General features: G+C 75.9%; 20 protein-coding genes, 2 tRNA genes and 2 pseudogenes. 10 read left to right on the forward strand and 14 right to left on the reverse strand.

All coding sequences use genetic code 11. The annotated features are described in order from the left end of the window. Nucleotides 1–9: 9 nt before the first annotated feature. From ACSU53_RS20300 to ACSU53_RS20335, 8 genes are all read right to left on the reverse strand, one after another. A complete protein-coding gene (locus tag ACSU53_RS20300) occupies nt 10–1,107 on the reverse strand; it encodes a GNAT family N-acetyltransferase (RefSeq protein ID WP_437029723.1) in 1,098 nt (365 codons plus the stop codon). Beyond that, nucleotides 1,104–1,760 (reverse strand): lipopolysaccharide biosynthesis protein, encoded by a 657-nt coding sequence (locus tag ACSU53_RS20305; protein ID WP_437029725.1) that lies wholly within the window; start codon nt 1,758–1,760, stop codon nt 1,104–1,106. The genes ACSU53_RS20300 and ACSU53_RS20305 overlap by 4 nt, the downstream gene beginning before the upstream one ends. Then, entirely contained in the window at nt 1,757–3,025 is a 1,269-nt protein-coding gene (locus tag ACSU53_RS20310; RefSeq protein ID WP_437029726.1) for a glycosyltransferase, read from the reverse strand. The genes ACSU53_RS20305 and ACSU53_RS20310 overlap by 4 nt, the downstream gene beginning before the upstream one ends. Then, nucleotides 3,022–3,804: a polysaccharide deacetylase family protein gene (locus tag ACSU53_RS20315; protein ID WP_437029728.1), complete on the reverse strand. Its 783-nt coding sequence runs from the start codon at nt 3,802–3,804 to the stop codon at nt 3,022–3,024. Before ACSU53_RS20315 ends, ACSU53_RS20310 begins: the two co-directional genes overlap by 4 nt. 4 nt (nt 3,805–3,808) lie before the next feature. Next, on the reverse strand, nt 3,809–5,680 hold the full coding sequence (gene murJ, locus ACSU53_RS20320; protein ID WP_437029731.1) for a murein biosynthesis integral membrane protein MurJ: 1,872 nt from the start codon (nt 5,678–5,680) through the stop codon (nt 3,809–3,811). Between the two features lie 296 nt (nt 5,681–5,976). After that, nucleotides 5,977–7,335, reverse strand: coding sequence for an O-antigen ligase family protein (locus ACSU53_RS20325; RefSeq protein ID WP_437029732.1), 1,359 nt, complete (start codon nt 7,333–7,335; stop codon nt 5,977–5,979). Nucleotides 7,336–7,339: 4 nt separating this feature from the next. Beyond that, entirely contained in the window at nt 7,340–8,785 is a 1,446-nt protein-coding gene (locus tag ACSU53_RS20330) for a sugar transferase (protein WP_437029734.1), read from the reverse strand. Beyond that, entirely contained in the window at nt 8,782–10,080 is a 1,299-nt protein-coding gene (locus tag ACSU53_RS20335; RefSeq protein ID WP_437029736.1) for a glycosyltransferase, read from the reverse strand. The genes ACSU53_RS20330 and ACSU53_RS20335 overlap by 4 nt, the downstream gene beginning before the upstream one ends. Nucleotides 10,081–10,950: 870 nt before the next feature. Between ACSU53_RS20335 and chpG the strand changes: the two genes are divergently transcribed. From chpG to ACSU53_RS20365, 6 genes are all read left to right on the forward strand, one after another. Next, on the forward strand, nt 10,951–11,190 hold the full coding sequence (gene chpG / locus ACSU53_RS20340) for a chaplin ChpG (RefSeq protein WP_362089875.1): 240 nt from the start codon (nt 10,951–10,953) through the stop codon (nt 11,188–11,190). Nucleotides 11,191–11,439: 249 nt separating this feature from the next. Continuing rightward, nucleotides 11,440–12,372, forward strand: a complete 933-nt coding sequence (locus ACSU53_RS20345; RefSeq protein WP_437029738.1) for a hypothetical protein — start codon at nt 11,440–11,442, stop codon at nt 12,370–12,372. A gap of 345 nt (nt 12,373–12,717) precedes the next feature. Further along, the gene (locus ACSU53_RS20350; protein ID WP_437029740.1) at nt 12,718–13,002 is read left to right on the forward strand and encodes a hypothetical protein; all 285 of its coding nucleotides are present in this window, start codon (nt 12,718–12,720) and stop codon (nt 13,000–13,002) included. 192 nt (nt 13,003–13,194) lie between these two features. Beyond that, nucleotides 13,195–13,713 carry a hypothetical protein gene (locus tag ACSU53_RS20355; RefSeq protein WP_437029741.1) on the forward strand — a complete coding sequence of 173 codons (519 nt, stop codon included), beginning with the start codon at nt 13,195–13,197 and terminating at the stop codon, nt 13,711–13,713. A 341-nt stretch (nt 13,714–14,054) separates the two neighbouring features. Further along, a complete protein-coding gene (locus ACSU53_RS20360) occupies nt 14,055–14,510 on the forward strand; it encodes a tyrosinase cofactor (protein ID WP_437029743.1) in 456 nt (151 codons plus the stop codon). Continuing rightward, nucleotides 14,494–15,360 (forward strand): tyrosinase family protein, encoded by an 867-nt coding sequence (locus tag ACSU53_RS20365; protein WP_437029745.1) that lies wholly within the window; start codon nt 14,494–14,496, stop codon nt 15,358–15,360. Before ACSU53_RS20360 ends, ACSU53_RS20365 begins: the two co-directional genes overlap by 17 nt. A gap of 330 nt (nt 15,361–15,690) precedes the next feature. Here ACSU53_RS20365 and ACSU53_RS20370 read toward each other — a convergent pair whose 3' ends face one another. Next, a complete protein-coding gene (locus ACSU53_RS20370) occupies nt 15,691–15,993 on the reverse strand; it encodes a chaplin (RefSeq protein WP_437029746.1) in 303 nt (100 codons plus the stop codon). Nucleotides 15,994–16,321: 328 nt separating this feature from the next. Between ACSU53_RS20370 and ACSU53_RS20375 the strand changes: the two genes are divergently transcribed. After that, the gene (locus ACSU53_RS20375; protein ID WP_437029748.1) at nt 16,322–17,071 is read left to right on the forward strand and encodes a ferritin-like domain-containing protein; all 750 of its coding nucleotides are present in this window, start codon (nt 16,322–16,324) and stop codon (nt 17,069–17,071) included. Here ACSU53_RS20375 and ACSU53_RS20380 read toward each other — a convergent pair. Continuing rightward, nucleotides 17,004–17,201 (reverse strand): helix-turn-helix domain-containing protein, encoded by a 198-nt coding sequence (locus tag ACSU53_RS20380; protein WP_437029750.1) that lies wholly within the window; start codon nt 17,199–17,201, stop codon nt 17,004–17,006. The two genes, ACSU53_RS20375 and ACSU53_RS20380, sit on opposite strands and share 68 nt — an antisense overlap. A 33-nt stretch (nt 17,202–17,234) precedes the next feature. Here ACSU53_RS20380 and ACSU53_RS20385 point away from each other — a divergent pair. Both ACSU53_RS20385 and ACSU53_RS20390 read left to right on the forward strand, forming a co-directional pair. Then, a pseudogene (locus ACSU53_RS20385) lies at nt 17,235–17,603 on the forward strand (ATP-binding cassette domain-containing protein); the annotation flags it as partial. A gap of 177 nt (nt 17,604–17,780) precedes the next feature. Beyond that, nucleotides 17,781–17,894, forward strand: a complete 114-nt coding sequence (locus ACSU53_RS20390) for an LPXTG cell wall anchor domain-containing protein (RefSeq protein ID WP_437029752.1) — start codon at nt 17,781–17,783, stop codon at nt 17,892–17,894. Between the two features lie 69 nt (nt 17,895–17,963). On the opposite strand, the pseudogene ACSU53_RS20395 reads toward ACSU53_RS20390, so the two are convergent. The 4 genes and pseudogenes from ACSU53_RS20395 to ACSU53_RS20410 form a co-directional block, all read right to left on the reverse strand. Then, a pseudogene (locus ACSU53_RS20395) lies at nt 17,964–18,187 on the reverse strand (cold-shock protein). Nucleotides 18,188–18,318: 131 nt separating this feature from the next. Next, nucleotides 18,319–18,756: an SMI1/KNR4 family protein gene (locus ACSU53_RS20400; protein ID WP_437029755.1), complete on the reverse strand. Its 438-nt coding sequence runs from the start codon at nt 18,754–18,756 to the stop codon at nt 18,319–18,321. A 275-nt stretch (nt 18,757–19,031) separates the two neighbouring features. Then, nucleotides 19,032–19,106 (reverse strand) — tRNA-Trp (locus tag ACSU53_RS20405). A gap of 93 nt (nt 19,107–19,199) precedes the next feature. Further along, nucleotides 19,200–19,272: transfer RNA gene (locus tag ACSU53_RS20410), tRNA-Arg, on the reverse strand. A gap of 322 nt (nt 19,273–19,594) precedes the next feature. Between ACSU53_RS20410 and ACSU53_RS20415 the strand changes: the two genes are divergently transcribed. Then, nucleotides 19,595–21,220, forward strand: coding sequence for a dynamin family protein (locus tag ACSU53_RS20415; protein WP_437029756.1), 1,626 nt, complete (start codon nt 19,595–19,597; stop codon nt 21,218–21,220). Nucleotides 21,221–21,263: the final 43 nt, after the last annotated feature.

The following is a 21,263-nucleotide window of genomic DNA, read 5'->3' on the forward strand; positions in this document are numbered from 1 at the left end:
CGGACCCGGTCAGGGTCCGCCGCCCGCGTCGGGTCCGCGCCGCCGCAGCTCCCGGCCGCGCCGCCGGGCCGCCGCGTCCCCGAGCGCCGCCGCGAGCAGCGGTGCGGTGCGCCGCCGGGCGAGCAGCAGCCGGCCGTTGCGCACCGGTTCCGGCCGCCAGTGGTGCTTGTACGGCTCGTCGCCGCGCAGCAGGCTCAGCGTCGCGTGGGCACCGTCCTTGGTGTGCGTGGTGCACGCGTCCAGCAGCATCACCGCCACGTCCGCCCGGAGTTCCCGCAGCCGCGGATGCGCCCCGTACAGGTAACCGCCCGCCACCCGCGGCGACATCAGCGTCACGTCCACGGCGACCACCTCCCCGTCCAGCCGGAACTCGGTGACCACCGCGTCCCCGGCCCGCACCATCGGGCCGACGGCGCCGACCAGGTGCGCGCGGAAGCGCGGCCGCAGGTGCTCGGGGGTGACACGGCGGCCCGCCCACTGCAGCCGGTGCAGCTCCAGCAGCCGGGCCAGCGCCGCGTCCACCCCGTGGGGCGGGACCACGTGCCGCTGCACGCCCAGCCGGTCCAGCTTGCGCAGCTTGGCCCGCACCCGCTGCTGTGACTTCGCCGACGGCAGCCGGGCGACCAGTTCGTCCATCGGCACGGCGGGCAGCTCCAGGCACAGCGAGTCCTCCAGCCGCTGCCGGGGGCCCGGCCAGCGGGCGAGGACCCGTTCGGCGGCGGCGCCGGGCCGCACCTCCCGCAGGTCGACCAGCGCGGTCCGGGCGGCCCCGGCCAGCGCGTCCGTGAGCGCGTCCACCGCCCCCTGCCCGCACGTGCCGTCCAGCAGCACGTCGCCGTAGTCGGAGATCGCCCCGCCGAGCGTCACCAGCGCCGGCCACGGCCGCCGCACCCGCATCAGCGGGGCCGCGGCGACGAGCGCACCGCCCTCGCGCACCAGCAGCAGCCGCAGGTCCCCCGGGCGGCCGTAGGCGTGCCACCAGGACGACAGCCAGGCATGGCTCTGGAACGGGGTGGCCTCCCGGCACCGGCGGTACAGCCGGGTCCAGGCGTCACCGAGGGAGGCGAAGGCGTCGTCGTCGGTGACCCGTTCGACGCGGTACGTCACAGCTGCCCGTGCACGTCGGCGGCGGGCGCCGGACCCGGCACCGACGCCGCGGGCACCGGCCCCGGCACCGCACGCCGGGGGCGCGCGAGCAGCGCCAGGCCGCCCAGCAGACCCCCGGCGCTCGCCCCGACCGCCCCGGTCACCGTCCACGGCGCCGACGACGGCTCGGCGGGCGCGGTGGCCCGCGCGAACTGGCGCAGCTCCACGCGGGTGGCGTCCTCGGCGCCCGCCGCGTGCCGGGTCAGCGCGCGCGAGACGGCGTTGGCCATGTCGGCGGCCACGTCCGGGCGGGACGAGGTCGCGGTGACCGACACCATCGGCGCGTCCGGCGAGGTCGCCGTGCGCACGCCGTCCCGCAGCGTGCTCACCGGCACGCCTGCCCACACCTGGGCGTCGCCGAGCACCGCAAGCTGGCCCGCCACCCGGCCGTACGCCTGGGCGAAGCCGAGCGCGGTGCCCGGGTCGGAGTTCTCCTTCGGCACCGCCACCACGTAACTGGTGGCCGTGTACGTGGGGGTGGCGGTCAGCCCGTAGGCGGTGCCGAGCAGCGCTCCGGCGACGACACCGGCCGCGGGCAGCGACCAGGGCGGCAGGGCCCGCAGCCGGACCAGGGCGGCGGCCGGGCGGCGCCGCCCGGCGGGGTTCTCGGTCATGTCGAACTGACTCCCTCGGGTGACGGGGACGACGGCGACGGCACCGGGGGTGCCGGTGAGGGCGACGACGGTGCGGCCGCACCGGTCAGGGCGGCCGTGTAGACGTCCATGAGCAGGCCGGCGGTGCGGGTGACGGAGTAGTGCCGGACGGCCTCGGGCACCTCCCGGGAGAGCGGGACCCGTCCCCGCGCGCCCGGCGGGGCGCTCCCGTCCGGCCGGACCCGCGCGTCCGACAGGGCCCGTACGTCCGACAGGGCGCGCACGTCCGACAGGGCGCGCGCGAACGCCTCCGGTCCGCCCTCGATCCGGCGGGCCCGGGGCGCGGCGGACGCGGGCAGGTCCTCCAGCGCCGGGCAGGAGGCGTACAGCACCGGCAGGCCGGACGCCAGGGCCTCCACGACGGCCAGCCCGAACGCCTCCTGCGGGGACGGCGAGGCGAACACGTCCATCGCGGCGGTCAGCGAGGGCAGGCCGGGCCCCGGGGAACCGTCCGGCACCCCCGGCCGCTCGCCGGCGAACAGCACCCGGCCGGCCACCCCCGCCTCCCGCGCGGTGCGCCGCAGCACGCTCTCCTGCTCCCCGCCGCCGACCAGCAGCAGCCAGGTGTCGGCGGGCAGCAGGGCCAGGGCGCGGATCAGGACGTCGAAGCGCTTGCCCGGCACGAGCCGGCCGACCCCGCCGACGACGAACGCCCCGTCGGGCAGTCCGAGGCGGCGCCGGGTGCGCTCCCGGCCGGCCGGGTCGAAGCGGAAACGGTCCGCGTCCACGCCGTTGGGGACCACCGCGATCCGCGACGCGGGCACCCCCCACTCCTCCAGCCGGGCGGCGACGGTGGCGGACACGGCGACGGTCGTCCGGCCCAGCCGCTCCCCGGCCAGGTACAGGGCCCGCACGCCCGGCGTGAGCGGGCGCCCCTCCATCTGCGTCGTCCCGAGGGAGTGCTCGGTGGCGACGACGGCGCGGACGCCCGCGAGCCGCGCGGCGATCCTGCCGTACAGGCAGGCCCGGTAGAGGTGGGTGTGCACCAGGTCGTAGCCGCCCGCGCGGATCAGCCGCACCAGCCGGGGCAGCGCGCCCACGTCACGGTTGCCGGCCATCCCGAGGTGGGTGACCCGCACCCCGTCGGCCGCCAGGCCGTCGGCGACCGCGCCCGGGTTGGTCAGGGTCACCACGTCGCAGTCGGCGGGCAGGTGCCGCAGCAGCAGCCGCAGTTGCTGCTCGGCGCCGCCCACCCCCAGGCCGGTGATGACGTGCAGCGCCCTCACCGCGCGCCCTCCGCCGGACGGCGGCGCAACCGGTGCAGCCGGTACTTCAGGTACAGCCGCGCGGAGGTGTCCCGCTGGCCGACGTGGACGCGGGGCAGGGCGTGCGGGCCGGTCAGCGCGCCGGGGTCGATGGCGCAGGCGTAGGCGTACCCGGCGTCGCGCACCGCGTCCACGGCGCGGCGGTCCAGGGTGCCGTACGGGTAGCAGAAGCCCTCCACCGGAGCACCCGTCAGCTTCGTCAGCAGTGCTCTGCTGTCGGCGACCTCGGCGGTGAGCGTGGGGTCGTCGGCGCGGGTCAGGTCGACGTGGGTCAGCCCGTGCGAGCCGATCTCCACGCCCGCGGCGGCCGCACGCCGGACGCCGTCGGCGCTGAGCAGCGGCTTGCGCGGACCGAGCGGGTCCCAGGCGTTGTCGCCGCCGAGCCGGCCCGGCAGGACGAACAGGGTGGCCGTGCACCCGTGTTCCGTGAGCACCGGCAGGGCGCCGGTGAGGAAGTCGGCGTACCCGTCGTCGAAGGTGAGGCCGACCAGGCCGCCGCCCCCGCCCCGGGCGCGGGCGGCGAGCAGCTCGGCCATGGACACGCCCCGCAGCCCGCGCCGCCGCAGCCACGCCAGCTGGCGGTCCAGCCGTTCGGGCGTGACGGTGACGCGGTACGGGTCGTCGGCGCAGTCGCCGACGGAGTGGTACATCGCCACCCACGGCACGGGCCCGGCCGGGCGGTCGGCGGGTGCCGGGCGGTCTGCGGACACGGGTGCGGATGCGGACACGGGTGCGGGCATGGCGTCACCTTCGAGTGAGCGTGCGGGCAGGGGGCCGGGCCGCCCGGCGCGCGACGGCGCGGGCGGCGGAGCAGGCGGTGACACAGCCCTGGTCGCCCAGGGCCCGGCCGCACAGCAGGAACACGGCGGCCACGGTGAGGACTCCGGCGGACAGGGCGAGGACGGGAGAGCCGAACCGCTGGGCGACGGTCAGGCCGGCCGCCGTGGCGGCCGTCGCGGCGGCCACCGGCCGCAGCAGCCCGGCCACCACCCGGCGGGTGTGCACCGGGATGCCGCGCCGCCCCAGGCCGCGCAGCAGCAGCACGGCGGTGACGGTGATCCCGGCGGCGTTGGCGGCGGCGATCCCCGCCACCCCCCAGGGGCCCACCGCCCAGGCGCCGGCCCCGGCGGTGACCGCCAGCCCCACGGCCATCGCGGCGAGCGGGTACCAGGTGACGCGGCCGGCCGAGAAGTAGGAGCGGATCAGCGCGCCGACCAGCGTCTGGGCGAGCAGCCCGAGCGCGTACACCCGCAGCACACCGGCCGTGGCCGCCGTGTCGGCGGCCGTGAACGCGCCACGCTGGAAGAGGAGTGCGACGACCTGCGGGGCGCAGGCGACGACGGTGGCCGTCCCCAGCAGGACGACCGCGGCGGCCAGCGCCAGGTCGCGCTCCACCCGCGCCCGCGCCCGCTCGGTGTCCCCGTCGGCCAGCGCGCGGGCCACCACCGGGAAGGTGACGGTGACCAGCATCAGCGACCAGGTCATCGGCACCTGGGCCACCTTCTGGGCGTAGTTGAGGTGCGAGATGGAACCGGCGGGCAGCGACGAGCCGAGGAAACGCTCGACCAGCACCTGCGACTGGCGGCACAGCGCGAACAGCAGGACGGCGAGCAGCAGCCCCAGGCCCATCGACGGCCCCGGCCCGCCGGCCACCGCCGCCGTCGCCCGCGCCGCCCCCTTCCGCAACTGGCGCACCAGGCCGGGCAGTTGCACCGCCGCCATCAGGCAGCCGCCGACGGCCACCCCGACGGCCGCCGACCGCACCCCCCAACGCTCACCGAGGGTGAGCATCACCGCGATGATGCCGGTGTTGTAGACGACGTAGACGGCCGCCGGGGCGAGGTAGCGGTGGTGCGCGCGCAGGGCCGCGCTGCAGTACCCGGCGAGTCCGAAGCTCAGCACGCAGGTCGCGGTGAGCCGGGTGCAGTCCACGGCGAGACCGGGGTCGGACAGTCCGGGCGCGAGCACCGCGACGACCAGCGGGGCGGCGGCCACCAGCAGCGCGCCGGCCGCCACGAACGCCAGCGACAGCCGGGGCAGCGTGGTGGCCACCAGGGCGCGGACCGGGTCACCGGAGGCACCCCGTGCCTGCCGGGCGAGCGCCAGGCTGAACGCCGGGATCAGCGCGATGGCCAGCCCGTCCTCGATCAGCAGCGTCGCCCCGAACTCCGGCACGGTCCACGCCACCAGGAACGCGTCGGTCTCGCTCCCGGCCCCGAACAGCCGGGCCAGCGCCTGGTCCCGCAGCAGCCCGAGCAGCGCCCCGGCCACCGACAGCACGGCCGTGACCAGCGCCGCCCGGCCGAGGAACCCCCGGGGGAGGTGCCCGCCGGTGCCCCGGGGACGGTCCGCCGGGGGCGACGGAGGGCCGCCCCGCCCGGAGGCGGGCGTGCCGCAGCCGGTCACCGTGGACTGCGGGGAGGCGGGCGCGGAGGGGGGTGTGGTGGCCTGCGCGGAGGCGGGCGTGCCGCCGCCGGTGGCGATGCTCCCGCTCGGCGCGGTGCCCGTGGCCCGGCTCGTGGTCAGGCGGGCGGCGCGGCCCGTGCCGACGGCCGGGGCTGCCGCTTCCGCCGCGGCTGGCGCGACTGCCGCGGCTGCCGAGGCTGCCCGGCCCATCGGACCTCGCGGGATCACGCGGACTCGCGGGGTCGCGGGGCCGCCCGCACCCTCCGGGCCGCCCGGAGTCACCGGGCCGCCCGCGGCCACCGGACCCCCCGGAGTCACCCGGCCTCCCGGAGTCACCCGGCCTCCCGGGGCCGGACCGGAGCCCGCCGGGCCCGCCGTCCCGGTCCGGGGACCGGCGGGCGGCGTCCCGCCGACGGTCGCGTGCCAGCGGGCGGTGCCCGAGGCCGCGCGGGTGGTGCCCCAGGGCGAGGGCGGGGCGGCCGCCAGGGAGCGCGGCGGTGTCGCCGTCATCGCGCCCCCGCCCCCTCGGCCGTGCCGCGTGCCGCCGGGGCGGGACCCGGCCCGACAGGGCGCGGCACGGTGCTCCCGGTCAGCGCCCACCAGGCCGCCAGGCCCAGGCACACCGCCGTCAGCACGGTGGACGGACCCCCGATGTCCGCGTAGGAGAAGTCCGTCAGCAGCCGGACCAGCAGGCCGCAGGCGATCAGCCCGCAGTCCAGACCCGGCCCGCCGCTCCGGCGGACCCGCCACACCCTGCGCACCGCGCAGCCCAGCAGGGCCAGCCAGCCGCCCGCGAGGGCGAGCAGCCCGAGCAGCCCCTGTTCGGCGAGCACCAGCAGGTACATGTTGTGCGGGGACAGCAGGGGCTGCCGGCGGAACGCCGCGCCCGCGCCCTCCGTGTCGCTGCCCGAGGACAGCGCGAGCGAGGCGTGCGTGTCCCGGTGCTCCGGGAAACCCTTCAGGCCGACGCCGGTGAGCGGCTGTTCGCGCCACATCGCGGTCGCCGCCGCCCACATCGTGTACCGGTCGGTCACCGACTGGTCCGGCGCGTCGGTGACCCGGGTGATGCTGCCGACGCGCTCCTGGAGCATCGACGTGCCCACCCCGAACCCGCCGGCCAGGACGACCGCCGCCGCCACGGCCACCGCCCCCGCCGTCACCGCCCGCCGCAGCCCGGCGAGCACCAGCTGCGCCGTGCACGCCACCGCCGTCGCGATCCACGCGCCCCGGCTGAACGACAGGGCCAGCGGCGGCAGCAGCACCAGTACGAACCCGGCGGCCACCAGCCGCTCCCGCAGCGGCGACCGGCCCAGCGCGAGACCGAGGGCGCACACCAGGCCCAGCGACACCACCGTCGCCATGCCCATCACGTCCTGCGGGCCGAACGTGCCCACCGCCCGCACCGGCTGGCCCTGGTAGGAGGCGCCGGTGCGGGTCACGTACTGGTGCACCCCGACGGCCCCCTGCCACACGGCGAGCCCCACCATCGCCCAGGCGGGCAGCCGGAAGTCGCGCCGGTCGCGGATCAGCAGCAGCACGGCCAGCGGCACCAGCACGAACACCTGGAGGTAGCGGCCCATCCCCGACAGCCCGGCCGCCGGTGACACCGCGGTGACCGCGGCCACCGCCAGGCCCAGCACCGGCAGCCCGAACACCACGGCGGCCGTGCGCGGCAGGGGCCGGCGCCGGTCCCGCAGCAGCCGGACGGCGCAGACGAGCACCGCCAGCGCGGACACCGCGTCGGCGGGACCCGGGCCGTCCCCGCCGCTCTGGCCGAACGGCAGGGCGAGGACGACGACCACCGCCACCACGGGCAGCACCGGCGTGACGCCCCGCCCGCCGGGCGCGGGCACCGGGTGGGTCATGGGGTCAGCTCCCCGTCGGCCGGACGAGCGTGGCGGCGGTGCGCAGCAGGATGCAGACGTCCTGCCACAGCGACCAGTTGTCGATGTAGGCGTTGTCGAACCGCGCCCGGTCCTCGATCGAGGTGTCCCCGCGCAGCCCGTGCACCTGCGCGAGCCCGGTGATGCCGGTCCGCATGCGGTGCCGGGCCGCGTAGCCGGGATAGGTCTGGCTGAACTGGGCGACGAAGTAAGGCCGTTCGGGACGCGGCCCGACCAGGCTCATGTCGCCGCGCAGCACGTTCCACAGCTGGAGCAGTTCGTCCAGGGAGGTGCGGCGCAGGAAGCGGCAGAACCACGGCATCCGGCGTTCGTCCGCGACGCTCCACCGGGTCGCCGCCTCGTGCGCGTCGGCCGGCCGGTGGGTGCGGAACTTCAGCAGCGTGAACGGCCGCCCGTCCCGTCCGATCCGCTCCTGCCGGAACACCACCCCGGGGCCGCCGGTGGCTCGCAGCACCGCCGCGCACACCAGCAGCAGCGGGCTGACGAGCAGCAGCAGTACCGCCGACACCGTCACGTCCAGGGCCCGCTTGCCCGCGCCGCCCGGGTGCGCGGAGCCCGGGAACAGGCGGCGGCAGGAGAACCCGGCGAGCCGCTCGGGCGAGCCGGGCGAGGGACTGTCCGCGTCGACCTCGCGGACCGCGCACCCCGACTCGTCGAGTGCCCGCAGCAGCGGCCCCTGCCGCAGCCGGACCGAGGGGTGCACGACGACGACCTCACGCACCCCGTTCTGGATGAGGGCGCGCTCGACCTCCTCGCCGCTGGTGAGCACGGGCAGTCCGTCGACGCCGTCCGGTTCCTCCGTGACGATCCCCACCGGCCGCACCCCGCACGCCGGATGGCGCAGCAGGGCCGCGGCCACCCGGCGTGCGAGGGGCGCCGGGCCCACGACGAGTGCGGCGCGCGGCCGGCGCAGCAGCCGGACCCGCCGCCGGCGGTGGACCAGCCCCCGGCCCGCGCAGCCCGCCGCGGACTGGACGGCGAACCCCAGCAGCAGGGTCGGCGCGGCCAGCGCCTGCTGCGGTGCGTACGCGGCGACCAGCGCCCCGAGCGCCAGCCACACCACGGCGATCCGCCCGCAGACGGCGGGCAGTTCGTCCAGCACCCCGGTCACCCGGCGGCGCCGGTGCGGGACGAGCAGCAGGGAGGCGGTGACCAGCGCCGCCAGGAGTCCCGCCACGACCAGCGGTCCGCGCCGGTCGCCGGTGAGGGTGAGCGCCCCCAGCAGCGCGGCGGAGCCGTCCGCGGCCAGCAGCGGCAGCGGGGACTCCGGCCGGGCCGGTGGCCGCCGGGCGGGGAAGCGGAAGCCGGCCGGGCCGCGCGGCGGCATCACCGAGACGGCCGGGTGCCCCCCGGCGTCCCGGGGCCGGGCGGCAGGGGTGGCGGGGGTGGGGACGGTGCTTTCCGCGGTCACGAGGGGATCGGCTCCCTGCACTCGGTGGGCTCGACGGACGTCACGGGCACCGCGCCGAGGAGGTCGCGGTACAGGGCCGCGACCGCCCGCGTGGTGTGCCGTACGTCGTGCGTGGACAGGACGTGCCGGCGCCCCCGCTCGCCCAGCGAGGCGCGCAGCGGCGGGTCGAGCAGCAGAGCGGTGACGGCGGCGGCCAGCGCGGCCGGGTCCCGCGGCGGCACCAGGCAGTGCGGCGCGAGGGACGGCGGCAGGCTCTCCCGGGCGCCGTCCACGTCGCTCAGCACCACCGGACGCCCGCACGCCATCGCCTCCAGCGGCGCGAGCGCCATGCCCTCCCAGCGCGACGGCAGGACGACCAGGTCGGCCGCCCGGTACCAGGGCGCGGGGTCGGCGACGGCACCCGCGAACAGCACGGACTCCGGTGCCAGGGCGCGCAGCCGGTCGCGGTCCGGGCCGTCTCCGACCAGCACCAGCCGGGCGCCGGGCACCCGCCGCAGCACCGTGTCCCAGGCGTGCACGAGCAGATCCTGGCCCTTCTGGGGGCACAGCCGGCCCACGCACACCACCAGCGGGGCCGCCGGGTCGGCGCCGGGCACGCCGGCCAGGACGCTGGCCCGGGCGGACGAGACGGATGAGACCGAGGAGACGGAGCAAGCGGAGGGGGCTGAGGACGCGGACGGGGTGGCACGGGCGGAAGCCGGGGGTGGGGTGGTGGCCGTGTCCGGGGCGGGGGGCACGGCTGCCGTCGGGTGGAAGCGGGCGGTGTCGACGCCGTTGGGGACGACGTCGGCCGGGCCGCGGATCCCGGCTCGCGTGCCGCGCAGCCGTTCCGCCTCGCTGACGCACACGGTCCGCGCCGTCCAGCGCACCGCCCACCGTTCCCAGCGCACGGCCAGCGCGCCGGTGACCCCGCCGACCGCCTCGAACGACCAGGCGTGCGGCTGGAACACGGTCGGGATCCGGCCCCTGATCGCGAGCCGTCCGGCGAGCCCGGCCTTCGCACTGTGGGCGTGCACCAGGTCCGGTGCCACCTCCGCCACCAGCCGGGCCAGCCGCCGCACCTCACCGGCCAGGGACGGCCCGGGCGAGCGGGTGGCGGACCATGGCCGCACGTCGGCCCCGAGCGCGTCCAGTGCGCCGGCGAGGGGGGTCCCGCCCGGGCAGGCGACCGTCACCCGCCATCCGGCGGCCAGCTGAGCCCGGGTCAGGTCCGTCACGACCCGGGCGACGCCGCCGTCCACGGGCTGGGTCAGGTGCAGGACCCGCGGCCGGGGGTCGGTCGGTGACTGGTGCATGCGCGGATTCCTCGCTCACGGACGGTGCTCGGGACGGGCGGGAACGCGCCTCACTCGTGGGTGTCGGCGGCGGCACGGAGCGCGCCGTGCCCTGCCGCGTCCGGCTGGGCAACGATCAGGACGGCCACCTGGTCACCCGTGACCCCCGGCACCCGGGCGCGACCGAACCCGTTCGGGTCGTGGCCGGGGTTGTCCGCATCCGACGGGACGGGCCCGGCGGCCGCCCCCTCCGGTCCGGTGAGGGGCACATCGCGACCGCCCGACCGGAGGTGGCCGCGGCCGGTCGTCCGAGCGCCGGGGCAGCGGGTGCCGGCTGCGGCGGCCGGTGCGCGACGGAGGCGGCGGACCGCGCCGCCCGCCCCCGCGCGGTCACGGCGGGGCAGCGGAACCGGGGGAATGCACACGACCGGCGTCACCCTTTCGGAGAGCGCCCCCCGGCCGTCCGGCCGACCGGACGATGTCCCGAGCGGCGTCCGGCGGTGGGTCAGGGGGCCGTCATGAGTGCGGTGCGCCCGCGCCGGCAGGGCGTCGGGAGCGCCGCAACTCTAGCCCCAATGCGGATGGACCCTCACATATCGGGCGGAGTGTGTCGTAAACCGGACGTACGTGCGGATGGGTGTGGCTGTCCGGCGGGGGGCCGGCAGGGACGGGGCGGCCCTCGGGTGAGGGCGGGTGAGGGTCGGGTGAGGGCCGGGCGTGCGTCGGAGTGCCGGTCGGCGGAGGGCGCCCGAAGGGGGCGTGCGGTCGGCGAGGGCGCCGCGCCGCGCGAGATCACTCCTTTGGCGGCACAACCCGAGCGGGCGCCACGCGTTGACACAACGCCGGGTATCCGCCCGGATGTTTGTGTCAACTCCCAAGGAGCACCTCTCCATGTCGCGTATTGCGAAGGGCCTGGCCCTGACCTCCGTTGCCGCCGCCGCCGTCGCCGGCACCGCCGGTGTCGCCGCCGCCGACAGTGGCGCGCAGGCCGCCGCCGCCCACTCCCCGGGCGTGCTGTCGGGCAACGTCATCCAGGTGCCGGTCCACGTTCCGGTCAACCTCTGCGGCAACACCATCGACGTCATCGGCCTGCTGAACCCGGCGTTCGGCAACACGTGCGTGAACGACTGACGTCGTCACGGCTCATCCGCATCCGGCCGTCCGTCCGTGGGCTTCCCGCGGGCGGGCGGCCGGTTCGCGTGGCCCCCGATCGGGGGTGGGTGGACGGTGCGTCCGGGGACGTGCGGCAGGCCCCCGACCAGCGGTGACGAGACGGCCTCCGCCGGACGGGGGAGGCGGGGAGTATTCGAACGGTTGCGGAGCGTGGTCGGTGCTCCCACGGTGGGCTGAAGACCCGACGCACCATCGAAAGGACCTCCCATGCGTCTGCCCGCCCGCCGTATCGCGACCACCGCTCTCGGTGCCGCACTCGTCCTGGGTGTCACCGGACCGGCCGCCGTCGCGGCCCACGGCGACGCGCACCGGGAACGCGCCCACGTGACCGCCCAGGCGCCCGTACCGGAAGCCGACGCGCTGCTCGGCCAGGTCGGCAGCGTGGCCGGACTCGGCGGCGTCCTCACGCCCGTCACCCAACTCCTCGACACCGTGCTGAAGTCGGACAACGGCCAGCTCCCGGACGCGCAGGCGGCCGAACTGAGCACCGCGGTCAAGGAGGCCATCGCCGAGGCGACCGCCAACGCCCCGGCCGCCCAGCCCTCCACGACGACGCCCTCCACGACGACGCCCTCCACCACGACTCCGAGCGCCACGACCCCGTCCACGACGACTCCGGGCACCGCCACTCCGGGCACCACGACCCCGGACTCCACGGCCCCGAGTGCCGCTGTCCCCGACACCGCGACTCCCGGTGCGGCCACGCCCGGCGTGACGGTGCCGGAGGCGTCGACGCTGCCCGCCCCGGCGGTGCCCGCGGCCCCGGTGACACCGGCCGGCACCGCGGCCGGCGATGCCAAGGCCCCGGCGGCGGCCAGGGCGCAGGCCCCGGCCGACCTCACCACCGAGGCGCTCGCCGCCCTCCAGAAGGCCGTCGACGCGGTGGTCGCCGCCGCCACGGGTGACGACGCCGCCCAGGTCACCCCCGCGGTCACCGAGGCGGTGAACGGTCTCGTCAACGTCATCGCCGCCACCCTCGTCGGCAGCGGCCTGCCCGCCCCGACCCTGGAGGGCCTGCAGGCGCAGCCCGCCGCCCCGGAGTCCTCCACCTCGGAGTCCTCCACCACGGCTCCCTCGGCCACCGCCCCGTCGGCTGCCGTGCCGGCCGCCCCGGAGACGGTGGCACAGCCGCCCGCCTGAACCAGCGGCACGCACGCGCGAAGGGGCCGTGCCCGTAGGGCCGTTGCCAGCCCCCTGGCCGTCGCCCCGGTCCCCGTGACCGGGGCGACGGCCGTGCCGTCTGATGCCCTCCGCCTTCGGGCTCTGCCGGCCGTCCCCCGCCTCGGCGTCGGTCCTGCGCCCTTCTGCCTCTGCTCTCCCTCCCTCCGGCCCACACCTAAAGCCTCCTTCCGGCGGTGTTTTCGCCGTTCGGGGTTTCCCCAGCGGCCGGGGGTCGTTGGGCAGGGCGTCAGACCGCTTCCCTGGTGACGGCACCCCGAGGATCGAAGGATCGGCGGAGTCGCGGTCACCGCAGAAAGGACCGTGATGAAGTCCCTCAAGGCCGCCGCCGTCGTTGCCGGTTCCCTCGTCGTCGCCGGAGCGGCGGCGCCCGCGTTCGCCTACGACAGCACCTCCGACCTCACCCCCACCAGCCTCAACGGTGCCGTCAACACCCTGACCCAGGGGCCGATCGACGTCATGCCGCTCAAGCACCAGTCCGACGCGCTCAACACCGAGAACGAGAGCTCGCCGCTGAGCACCGTGAACGACGCGACCGACGCTCTGAACTCCACCGGTGGCCTCCTCGGCGGCCTGCCGCTGCCGAGCTGAGCCGTCCCGTCGCCCCGTCCGGCTTCGCAGGCGCGCCCGGGCGGGTTCACCCGGCGCACGTCGTGCCGGCCGCACCAGTCGTACTGCTCGTACTACTGCGGCACCCGGGGGAATTGTGCGTCGCGGGGTTTCCCGGCTCGTTACTCGGTACGCATGCCGAGCCCCGAACCATGGAAAGGGACCGTGTCGGAGATGAAGTCGACCACCCGAGGAACCCTCGCTGCCGTGCTCACGACGATGGCGGCGGCGGCCGGCGCGCTCGCGGCGACGCCCGCCGCCGCGGTCGGCACGGTTCCCGTGCCCGTGCCGCTGGGCGGGGCCGAGCAGGCGCTGGGCGTCGAACTGCCCGAGGTCGGCGGGGCGATCCCGGTGCCCACGGCGGGCACGCCGGAGGGGCCGCGGTTCACCGAGGGCCGCATCATGCCGGAGGAGACGCTTCCGCAGCTCCCGCTCGACGGCGGCCTCCCCGGCCTGGACGTGCGGTCCCCGCTGCCGCACCTCCTCGGGGACGGCTCCGACCGGATCGGCGTCGACGCCCCCGCCGCCGACCTGCGCACCCTCACCCCCGGCCTGGCCGTGGACGCGCCGCTCACCCGGCCGGCAGCCGAGAGCCCCGGACTGCCGCAGGTGAAGCTGCCGGAGGCCGGCGTCCTGACTCCGACGGTGCGGACCGTGCCGGCGCTGGGCCTGGCGCTCGGTACGGAGCGGTAGCGCGGGCGCGTCGCACCGGGGCGGGGAGCGGGGGGCGCCGCACGGTGGCGGGGCGTGCGGGTTCCGGCGGCGCACGGCTGTCGCGGCCCGCACGACGGGCGGGTTCCGGCTGCCCGGCGCCCGGAGGCCACGACCCGTACCGCAGGCGGCACGTCCGGGTCCCCGTGACTCGTACGGCCCCGCGGCGGTGACCACGGGGGCCTCCGCGCGGTTACCGCTGTGGACGCACCCACTCGAGGGAGGAGCAGAACATGGTCGTCACGGGCAGCGGTCGTGGCCGGGTCAGCGGTGACACGCCGACGAGACACGGGGAGCCTGGTGCCGGCGGGACCAGACGGCAAATGGCGCGCGGGCTGCTGGGCGCCGGGCTCGCGGCGGTGCTCGCCCCGGCCGTCGCGTCGTGCGGCTCCGGAACCACCACCGACCACGCCGGCCGCCACCCCGCCGACGACGGGCGCCCCGGCGACCCGCCGCCCGGTGACGCCTCCGGCCAGGTCGTCTTCGACGAGGTCTACCGGGGCCGCCGGCTGCGCGGGATCCGGTCGACGACCGACCGCGCGGCCGACGGGGACGCGGGCGGGGGCACCTGGCGGGTCACCGTGGACGACCGCCCCCTGCACCTGATGCGCCGGGCCGATGGCACCTGGCTCACGATGGTCGACCACTACGCGTCCTACCCCACCCCGCTGGCCGCGGCCCGCGCGGCCGTCGACGAACTGGGCCCCGGGCGGCGGCTGCGCGACCCCGGCACGGGCCACGGACCGGGAGGAGGCAGCGACCGTGGCGTACACGCGTAAGAACGTCACCGCGCTGACCCGCACCGAGAAGCGGCGGTTCGTCGACGCGCTGCTGGCGGTCAAACGACGCGGCGAGTACGACGAGTTCGTGCGGATGCACATCGACTACTACACGGCCGACGGTGAACGCGGGCTGCGCGCCGCGCACATGACGCCGTCCTTCCTGCCCTGGCACCGCCGCTTCCTGCTGGACCTGGAGAACGCGCTGCGCCGGGTCGACGACTCGGTGACCGTGCCGTACTGGGACTGGACCCGAGACCGCAGCCCCGATGGGCCGCCCTGGACCGACGACCTGCTCGGCGGCAACGGCCGGCGCCCGGACCGCATGGTGACGACGGGCCCGTTCGCGTTCGCCGGGGGCAACTGGACGCTGCGGGAGAACGTCACCGACGAGAACTACCTCACCCGGGACCTGGGCCGGGCCCGCGACCCGATCGACCTGCCCACCCGGAGCGATCTGGAAGCGGCCCTGAAGGACCCGGTCTACGACGCCCCGCCCTGGGACTCGACGGCCACGAAGGGTTTCCGCAACAAGCTGGAGGGCTGGGGGAGCGGGCGCGGCAGCGTCTCCTGGCGCAACCACAACCGCGTGCACCGCTGGGTCGGCGGTGCCATGGTCGGCGGCGCCTCCGTCAACGACCCGGTCTTCTGGCTGCACCACGCCTTCATCGACCTGCAGTGGTCCCGCTGGCAGGAACGCCACCGCACGCACCGCTACCTGCCGGCCGAGCCCCCGGGGCGGAAGGACGCGCAGTACCGTCGCGTCGTGGCCCGCCACGAGCGGATGCCGCCGTGGAACGTGACCCCGGACTCCCTGGACAGCCACGAGCGGATCTACCGGTACGCCTGAGGCAGCCGCGCGCGGATGGAGAGCGGCGGGAACCGGGCTCCCCGACGCCCGCGCTCCCGGACCCGACGCCCGCGCTCCCGGACCCGAGGGCCGCGGTCCTGGACCCGAGGGTCGCGGTCCTGGACCCGAGGGTCGCGGTCCTGGACCCGAAGCCCACGCTCCCGGACCCGAGGGCCGCGTGGACGAGGCGGCCGCGTGGCCCAGGCGGTCGTGTGGAGCAGACGGGCGCGTGGACCGGACGCTCGCGGGAACCAGGCGGCCGCGTGGACCAAAGGGCGGAGCCCCGGCGCTCGAGGTGCCGGGGCTCCGCTCGTGGTGCGGGTACGGGGGTCAGTTCCCGTAGCCGTAACCGCCGTCGTGGCCGGGGCCGGGGTTGCCCTGGTGGTTGTCGCCGTCGACGTTGGCGCAGGTGTTGCCGAAGGCCGGGTTCAGCAGACCGACCACGTTGATGGTGTTCCCGCACAGGTTGACCGGCACGTGGACCGGAACCTGGATGGCGTTGCCCGACAGGACGCCGGGCGAGCCGACCGCCTTGCCCTGGGCGCCCGCGTCCGCCATGGCTCCACCGGCACCGGCCAGCACCACGGCACCCGTGCCGAGAGCGACACCGGCCACCTTCGCGATGCGCGACATCACGTTCTCCTTCTGGTTCGTTGAGCGCGGCGGCACAGGACGCTGCCGCACGCCCCGTTCAACGCGGGGGGACCCGGTGGGTCACGGGGGTTCCGGAGGGGATCACCCTTTTTGAACGGGTTGGGCCCGCCGTGCCCCTGTCCGTCGTGCCCCTGTCCGTCGTGCCCCTGTCCGTCGTGCTCCTGTGTGTCTGCCGTGCCCCGTCCGGCTCCGGCGCAGCCGGAACCGCCCCGCTCCGGACGGGGTGCCCGGGGAACGGCGAACGCCTCCCGGGCGTCCCCCTCTGTGGCTGGGGGCGCGAGGGTCGGGCCCGCGGAGAGGGGGCCAGGTGCCTGCGGCGGACTACGCCCGGTGGGTCGTACGGTTCGAGGACGAACGCGCACGCCGGGACGCCCTGGGCGACCCCGACTGGAGCCGCGGTGCGACGCTGCATCCCGCCGTCCGGGCCGGCATCCAGCGGTTCCAGGTGGGCGAGGACGGCGACGGCGCCAACCTCGTCGGCAAGGCGGACCGGGCGGGCGATGCCGACTACGCGCGGGCGGTCCGCCTCTTCGTCGCCGAGGAGCAGAACCACGCCCGCCTCCTGGCCCGGCTGCTGGCCGCCGCCGGCGCGCCGACGCTGCGCGGTCACTGGAGCGACGCGGTCTTCGTCCGGCTGCGGCGCCTGATGGGCCTGCGCACGGAACTGCTCGTCCTGATGGTCGCGGAAGTGGTCGCCCTGCGGTACTACCGCGCCCTGCGCGACGGCACCACCGACCCCCTGACCACCGAGGTCGCGGGCCGCATCCTCGCCGACGAGGAACGCCACGTGCCCTTCCACTGCGACCGGCTGCACGCCTCCCTGGCCGGCCTCCCCCGGCCGCTGCGCCGCCCGGTGATGGCCCTGTGGCGTCTGCTGCTGCTGGCCGCCGCCGTCGTGGTCGCCGCGGGACACGGCCGGGCCCTGCGCCGACTGGGCCCGGGCCGCCGCCGTTTCGTCTCCGACGTCCTGGCCTCGTCGGCCGGGGTGGTCACCGCGGTGCTGACCCCACGCCCTGCCGCAGACACTGCCCGGGGGTCCGGCCGCACTCCTTCCTGAACGCCTGGATGAAGGCCGACGGACTGGCGTAGTCCACCCGGTGGGCGACCTCCACGACGCCGTGGGACTCCTCCGGCAGCACCCGCGCGGGACGCAGCCGCAGCCTGGTGCGCCACCGGGAGAACGACATGCCGAGGCCCCGGAGAACATGGTGGTCCGCTGCCGGGTCGGGGACCTCTCCGGCGGGCAGCGGCAGCGCGTCCGGGTGGCGATGGTCCTGGCCCAGGAGACCGCGTACCTCCTCCTGGACGAGCCCACCACCTTCCTGGACATCACCCACCAGTACCTACTGCTCGCCCTCCTCGCCCGCCTGCGAGACGAGGGCCGCACCGTCGTCGCCGTCCTCCACGACATCAACCAGGCCTGCCGCTACGCCGACCACCTCAGCGCCATGCGCGCCGGTACCGTCGTCGCGGAGGGGCCCCCGTCCGGGATCGTCGACTCCCACCTGATCGAGAAGGTCTTCGACCTCCCCAACATCGTCGTCCCGGACCCGGTCAAGGGAACCCCGATGGTGGTGCCGGCGCTGTGAGGCGGGGCGTGGGCGAGCCTTTGAAGCCGTTGCCGTTGCCGTTGCCGTTGCCGTTGCCGTAGCCGTAGCCGTGGGCGGGCCGGAGCCGCCTTCCGCGAAGGACGGACGAAGGCAGCGGAGACGGATGCCGCCGGCTTCGCCGGCTTGGAGCTGTCCGCCGGGGGCATCCGTCGGAGCATGCTCGCAGCAGTGTCCTACCGGTCGTACCACGGCGCCACGACCGTGTGGGCCTTCGTGGTCGCCGTCCTCATCGTGCTGCTGGTCGGCTGGTACGTCCGGCGTCGACGCTGAGCGGGGCGCCGTACCCACGGGGGTGCCGCCGCAGGGGAGTGGCAACCGGCAACGCGCGGTACCGGCCCGTCAGGCGGGTCGGGGCGCGATGCTCACGGCTCGATAGCTGTACCCGTCCTGTTCGAAGCCGGGGGCTTCCCACTCGAGGTCCACGTGCTGCCCAGGCGACAGCGTCCGGAAACCCTCCACCTGGACGTCGGAGAGTGTGCCCAACAGCCGCCAGGAGTCTCGGGCGAGTCGAGCACGCCCCACCCTTCCTCGTCGTGCCACTCGCGGACCGTCGCAGCCACCATGCGGGAAATCCTATGGCTGCGTCTGTGTCTGCGCCGGTGCTCTGGGCTGGGACCGCGGCTCGGCGAGCGGAGGAGATCCACGGACGATGCGCGGGTGTCCCGTCCCGGCTCACGGACGGAGCCGTCCCGCGTCACCCCTGATACCAGTCGTCACCGCCGGTTCGGAGTGAACGGTCGAGGTAGTCCCGCAGGTTGTTGGCGACCCACCGACGACTGTCGCTCTCGTGCTCCCAGACGAAGATGTCGGGACGCGCCGGCTGCTGAACGAAGGCGAACTGGTCTCCGCCTCCGTTGTCCCCGAAGAAGAACAGGGCGTCGAACGGCATGTAGAGCTGCGCGAACGACGGATCCGACCAGAAGAGCAGGTTCGTCTCGACGATCTGATCCATCGACCAGACGGTGTCCACATGACCCTGCCCGACGACGCCGTTGCTCTCGAGGAGCAATTCCCGTAGCTCCGCGGGCAGCGTCCGCCCGAGCCGCTTCTCCGCCCCGACGAGATCGGATGTCTGAACGGGCTCTCGGAAACCAACGCCGGGGAAGATCTCTGCCGCTGCCTGTCTCCACATGATCCGGAGCCTAGCCACCCGCCACCCGGGTCCGTGTCCTGCACCGGCGGCCGCGGATGAGCCCGCACGCCATGCCGCCGGACGTCAGGAAGTACGCGGCCCCCCGACCGTGGCGCGCGTCCTGGACGCGACGCCCACACCGGCACCACGAAGAAACGGGGCGCTCCCAGCGGCTGGGGAGCCTGCCGACCGACGGGTCACGGGGGCCGCTGCCGACACCGCGTCGATTCCTGCGTCGGGGGAGCACCGTGTCCGAGGAGTGAGGCGGGCACGGACGAAACCGGCCGGATTCGAACCGGCGTCCTCGCGGTTTTGGAGACCGCGCGCGACGACCTCTGCGCTACGGCTTCGCCCGGCGGGGAAGCCTAACGCTTGGCCTCACAGTGATGTGCGTCCGGGCACTGAAGAACCCCCCACGCGTTCCCGCAGGGAGAGGGTGTTTGCGCCCCCGGCAGGACTCGAACCTGCGGCCAAGCGCTTAGAAGGCGCCTGCTCTATCCACTGAGCTACGGGGGCCGGTGTGGGTGGCCTGGCGTCGTGGTGCCCTGGCGGGAGCGGTCCACGACGGTGCCGGGGACAAGGATAGGGCTCCCGCATCCTCGTCCCTGTCGCCTCGCCTCCGTGGCTCGATGTGGAGGTTGAGTGAAGCGGTCACGATAATCGCAGGCAGGTGCGAATCGTGCATCGCTTTTTGGTGCCCTGTGCATCGGGTGTTGTGCACTCGTTATGCCTCCAGCGTGCCCATGTCCCAGTCGTCCCTTGCGCCCGATGTGTTCGATCGGCGCGCAGGCATGCTCATATGCTTCAGAATTCCCCTAAAATTGGGCATTCTTCCCATGTGGTGACCTTGGACGTACGGCCTCAGCTGCTCGACGCACTCTCCGCCCTGCGCGAGCGTGTCGCCGCCGCACGCTTCCCGCTGCCCCTGACGGGCGCGCCACGCGCGCGTGCCAACCGCGACGAACTGCTCGCGCAGCTCGACGACTATCTGGTGCCCCGGCTGAGAGAGCCGCAGGCCCCGCTGCTCGCCGTCGTCGGCGGTTCCACCGGTGCCGGGAAGTCCACGCTGGTGAACTCGCTCGTGGGGCGCCGGGTCAGCGAGGCCGGGGTGCTGCGGCCCACGACACGCACCCCGGTGCTCGTCTGCCATCCGGAGGATCAGCACTGGTTCAGCGGCATGCGGGTGCTGCCCGACCTCACACGCGTGTGGGTGCCCCAGCAGGAGCCGACGGACGACCTGCTCCTCCCGGGCGAGAACCCCACCCGCGTCTTGCGCATCGAGACGGCGGAGTCCCTGCCGCCCGGCCTCGCGCTGCTGGACGCGCCCGACATCGACTCCCTCGTCACCGACAACCGGGTCCTCGCCGCCGAGCTCATCTGCGCGGCCGACATCTGGATCATGGTGACCACCGCCGCCCGCTACGCCGACGCCGTGCCCTGGCACATGCTGCGCACCGCCAAGGAGTACGACGTCACCCTCGTCACCGTCCTGGACCGGGTACCCCACCAGGTCGTGGCCGAGGTCTCGCGACAGTACGGCGCCCTGCTCACCAAGGCCGGACTCGGCCACGTGCCCCGATTCACGGTGCCCGAGCTGCCCGAGTCGGCCTGGGGTGGCGGCCTGCTGCCCGCCAGCGCGGTGGCGTCCCTGCGCACCTGGCTCGTCCACCAGACGCAGGACCCCGCCGCCCGCCAGCAGGTCATGGCCCGCACCGCCTACGGGATCCTCGACTCCCTCAACTCCAGGATGCCCGAGCTGGCCGGCGCCGCCGCCGCGCAGTACGCCGCGGCGCTGCGTCTCACCGCGGCCGTCGAGAGCGCCTACGACAGTGAGTACACGCGGGTGCGCGGACGGCTCCAGGCCGGGGCCGTGCTCGCCGGGGACGCCCTGAAACGGTGGCGTGCCTTCCCCCTCGACTGCACGGCCGGCGAGCTGCTCGACACCCTCGTGGAGAGCCTCGGTGCCCTGCTGCTCTGCGCGGTCACTGCGGCCGACGAGCGCGTCGACGACGCCTGGCGGCGCGAACCGGCGGCCGAGGCCCCGGAGCTCGGCGCCCACCGCCACGGCCCCGCCGAGGACGAACCCGCCGAGAGCGCCGAGCACCGCATCGGCCTCGCCGTCCGGCGCTGGCGGCGGGAGCTGGAGGAGTACGCGGAGGAGGAGGTGCGCGAGCTCGACCGCAATCTCGCCCCCGAGCCCGAGACGGTCGCCGCGCTGGTGGCCACGGTTCTGCTGGGTGGCCGGCGCACCCGGACCGCGGGGGAGCGGCTCGCCGAGTGGATCGGCGCGCACGGCGCGCTGCGGCTCCGCGACAAGGGCGGGCGGCTGCTCCTGGAGCACATGGACCGGATCATGCACGCCGAGCGTGAGCGCCGTCTCGCCCCGCTCGACGGACTCGACGTGCACGCGGAACCCCAGGCCGAGCTCATCGCCGCGTTGTCCGTACTGCAGAAGGAGAGGTGACCGGTGACCGCCGTCACTGACCAGGACCACACCGAGCACCCCG

The organism is Streptomyces sp. enrichment culture (assembly GCF_964273255.1).
Lineage (GTDB): Bacteria > Actinomycetota > Actinomycetes > Streptomycetales > Streptomycetaceae > Streptomyces.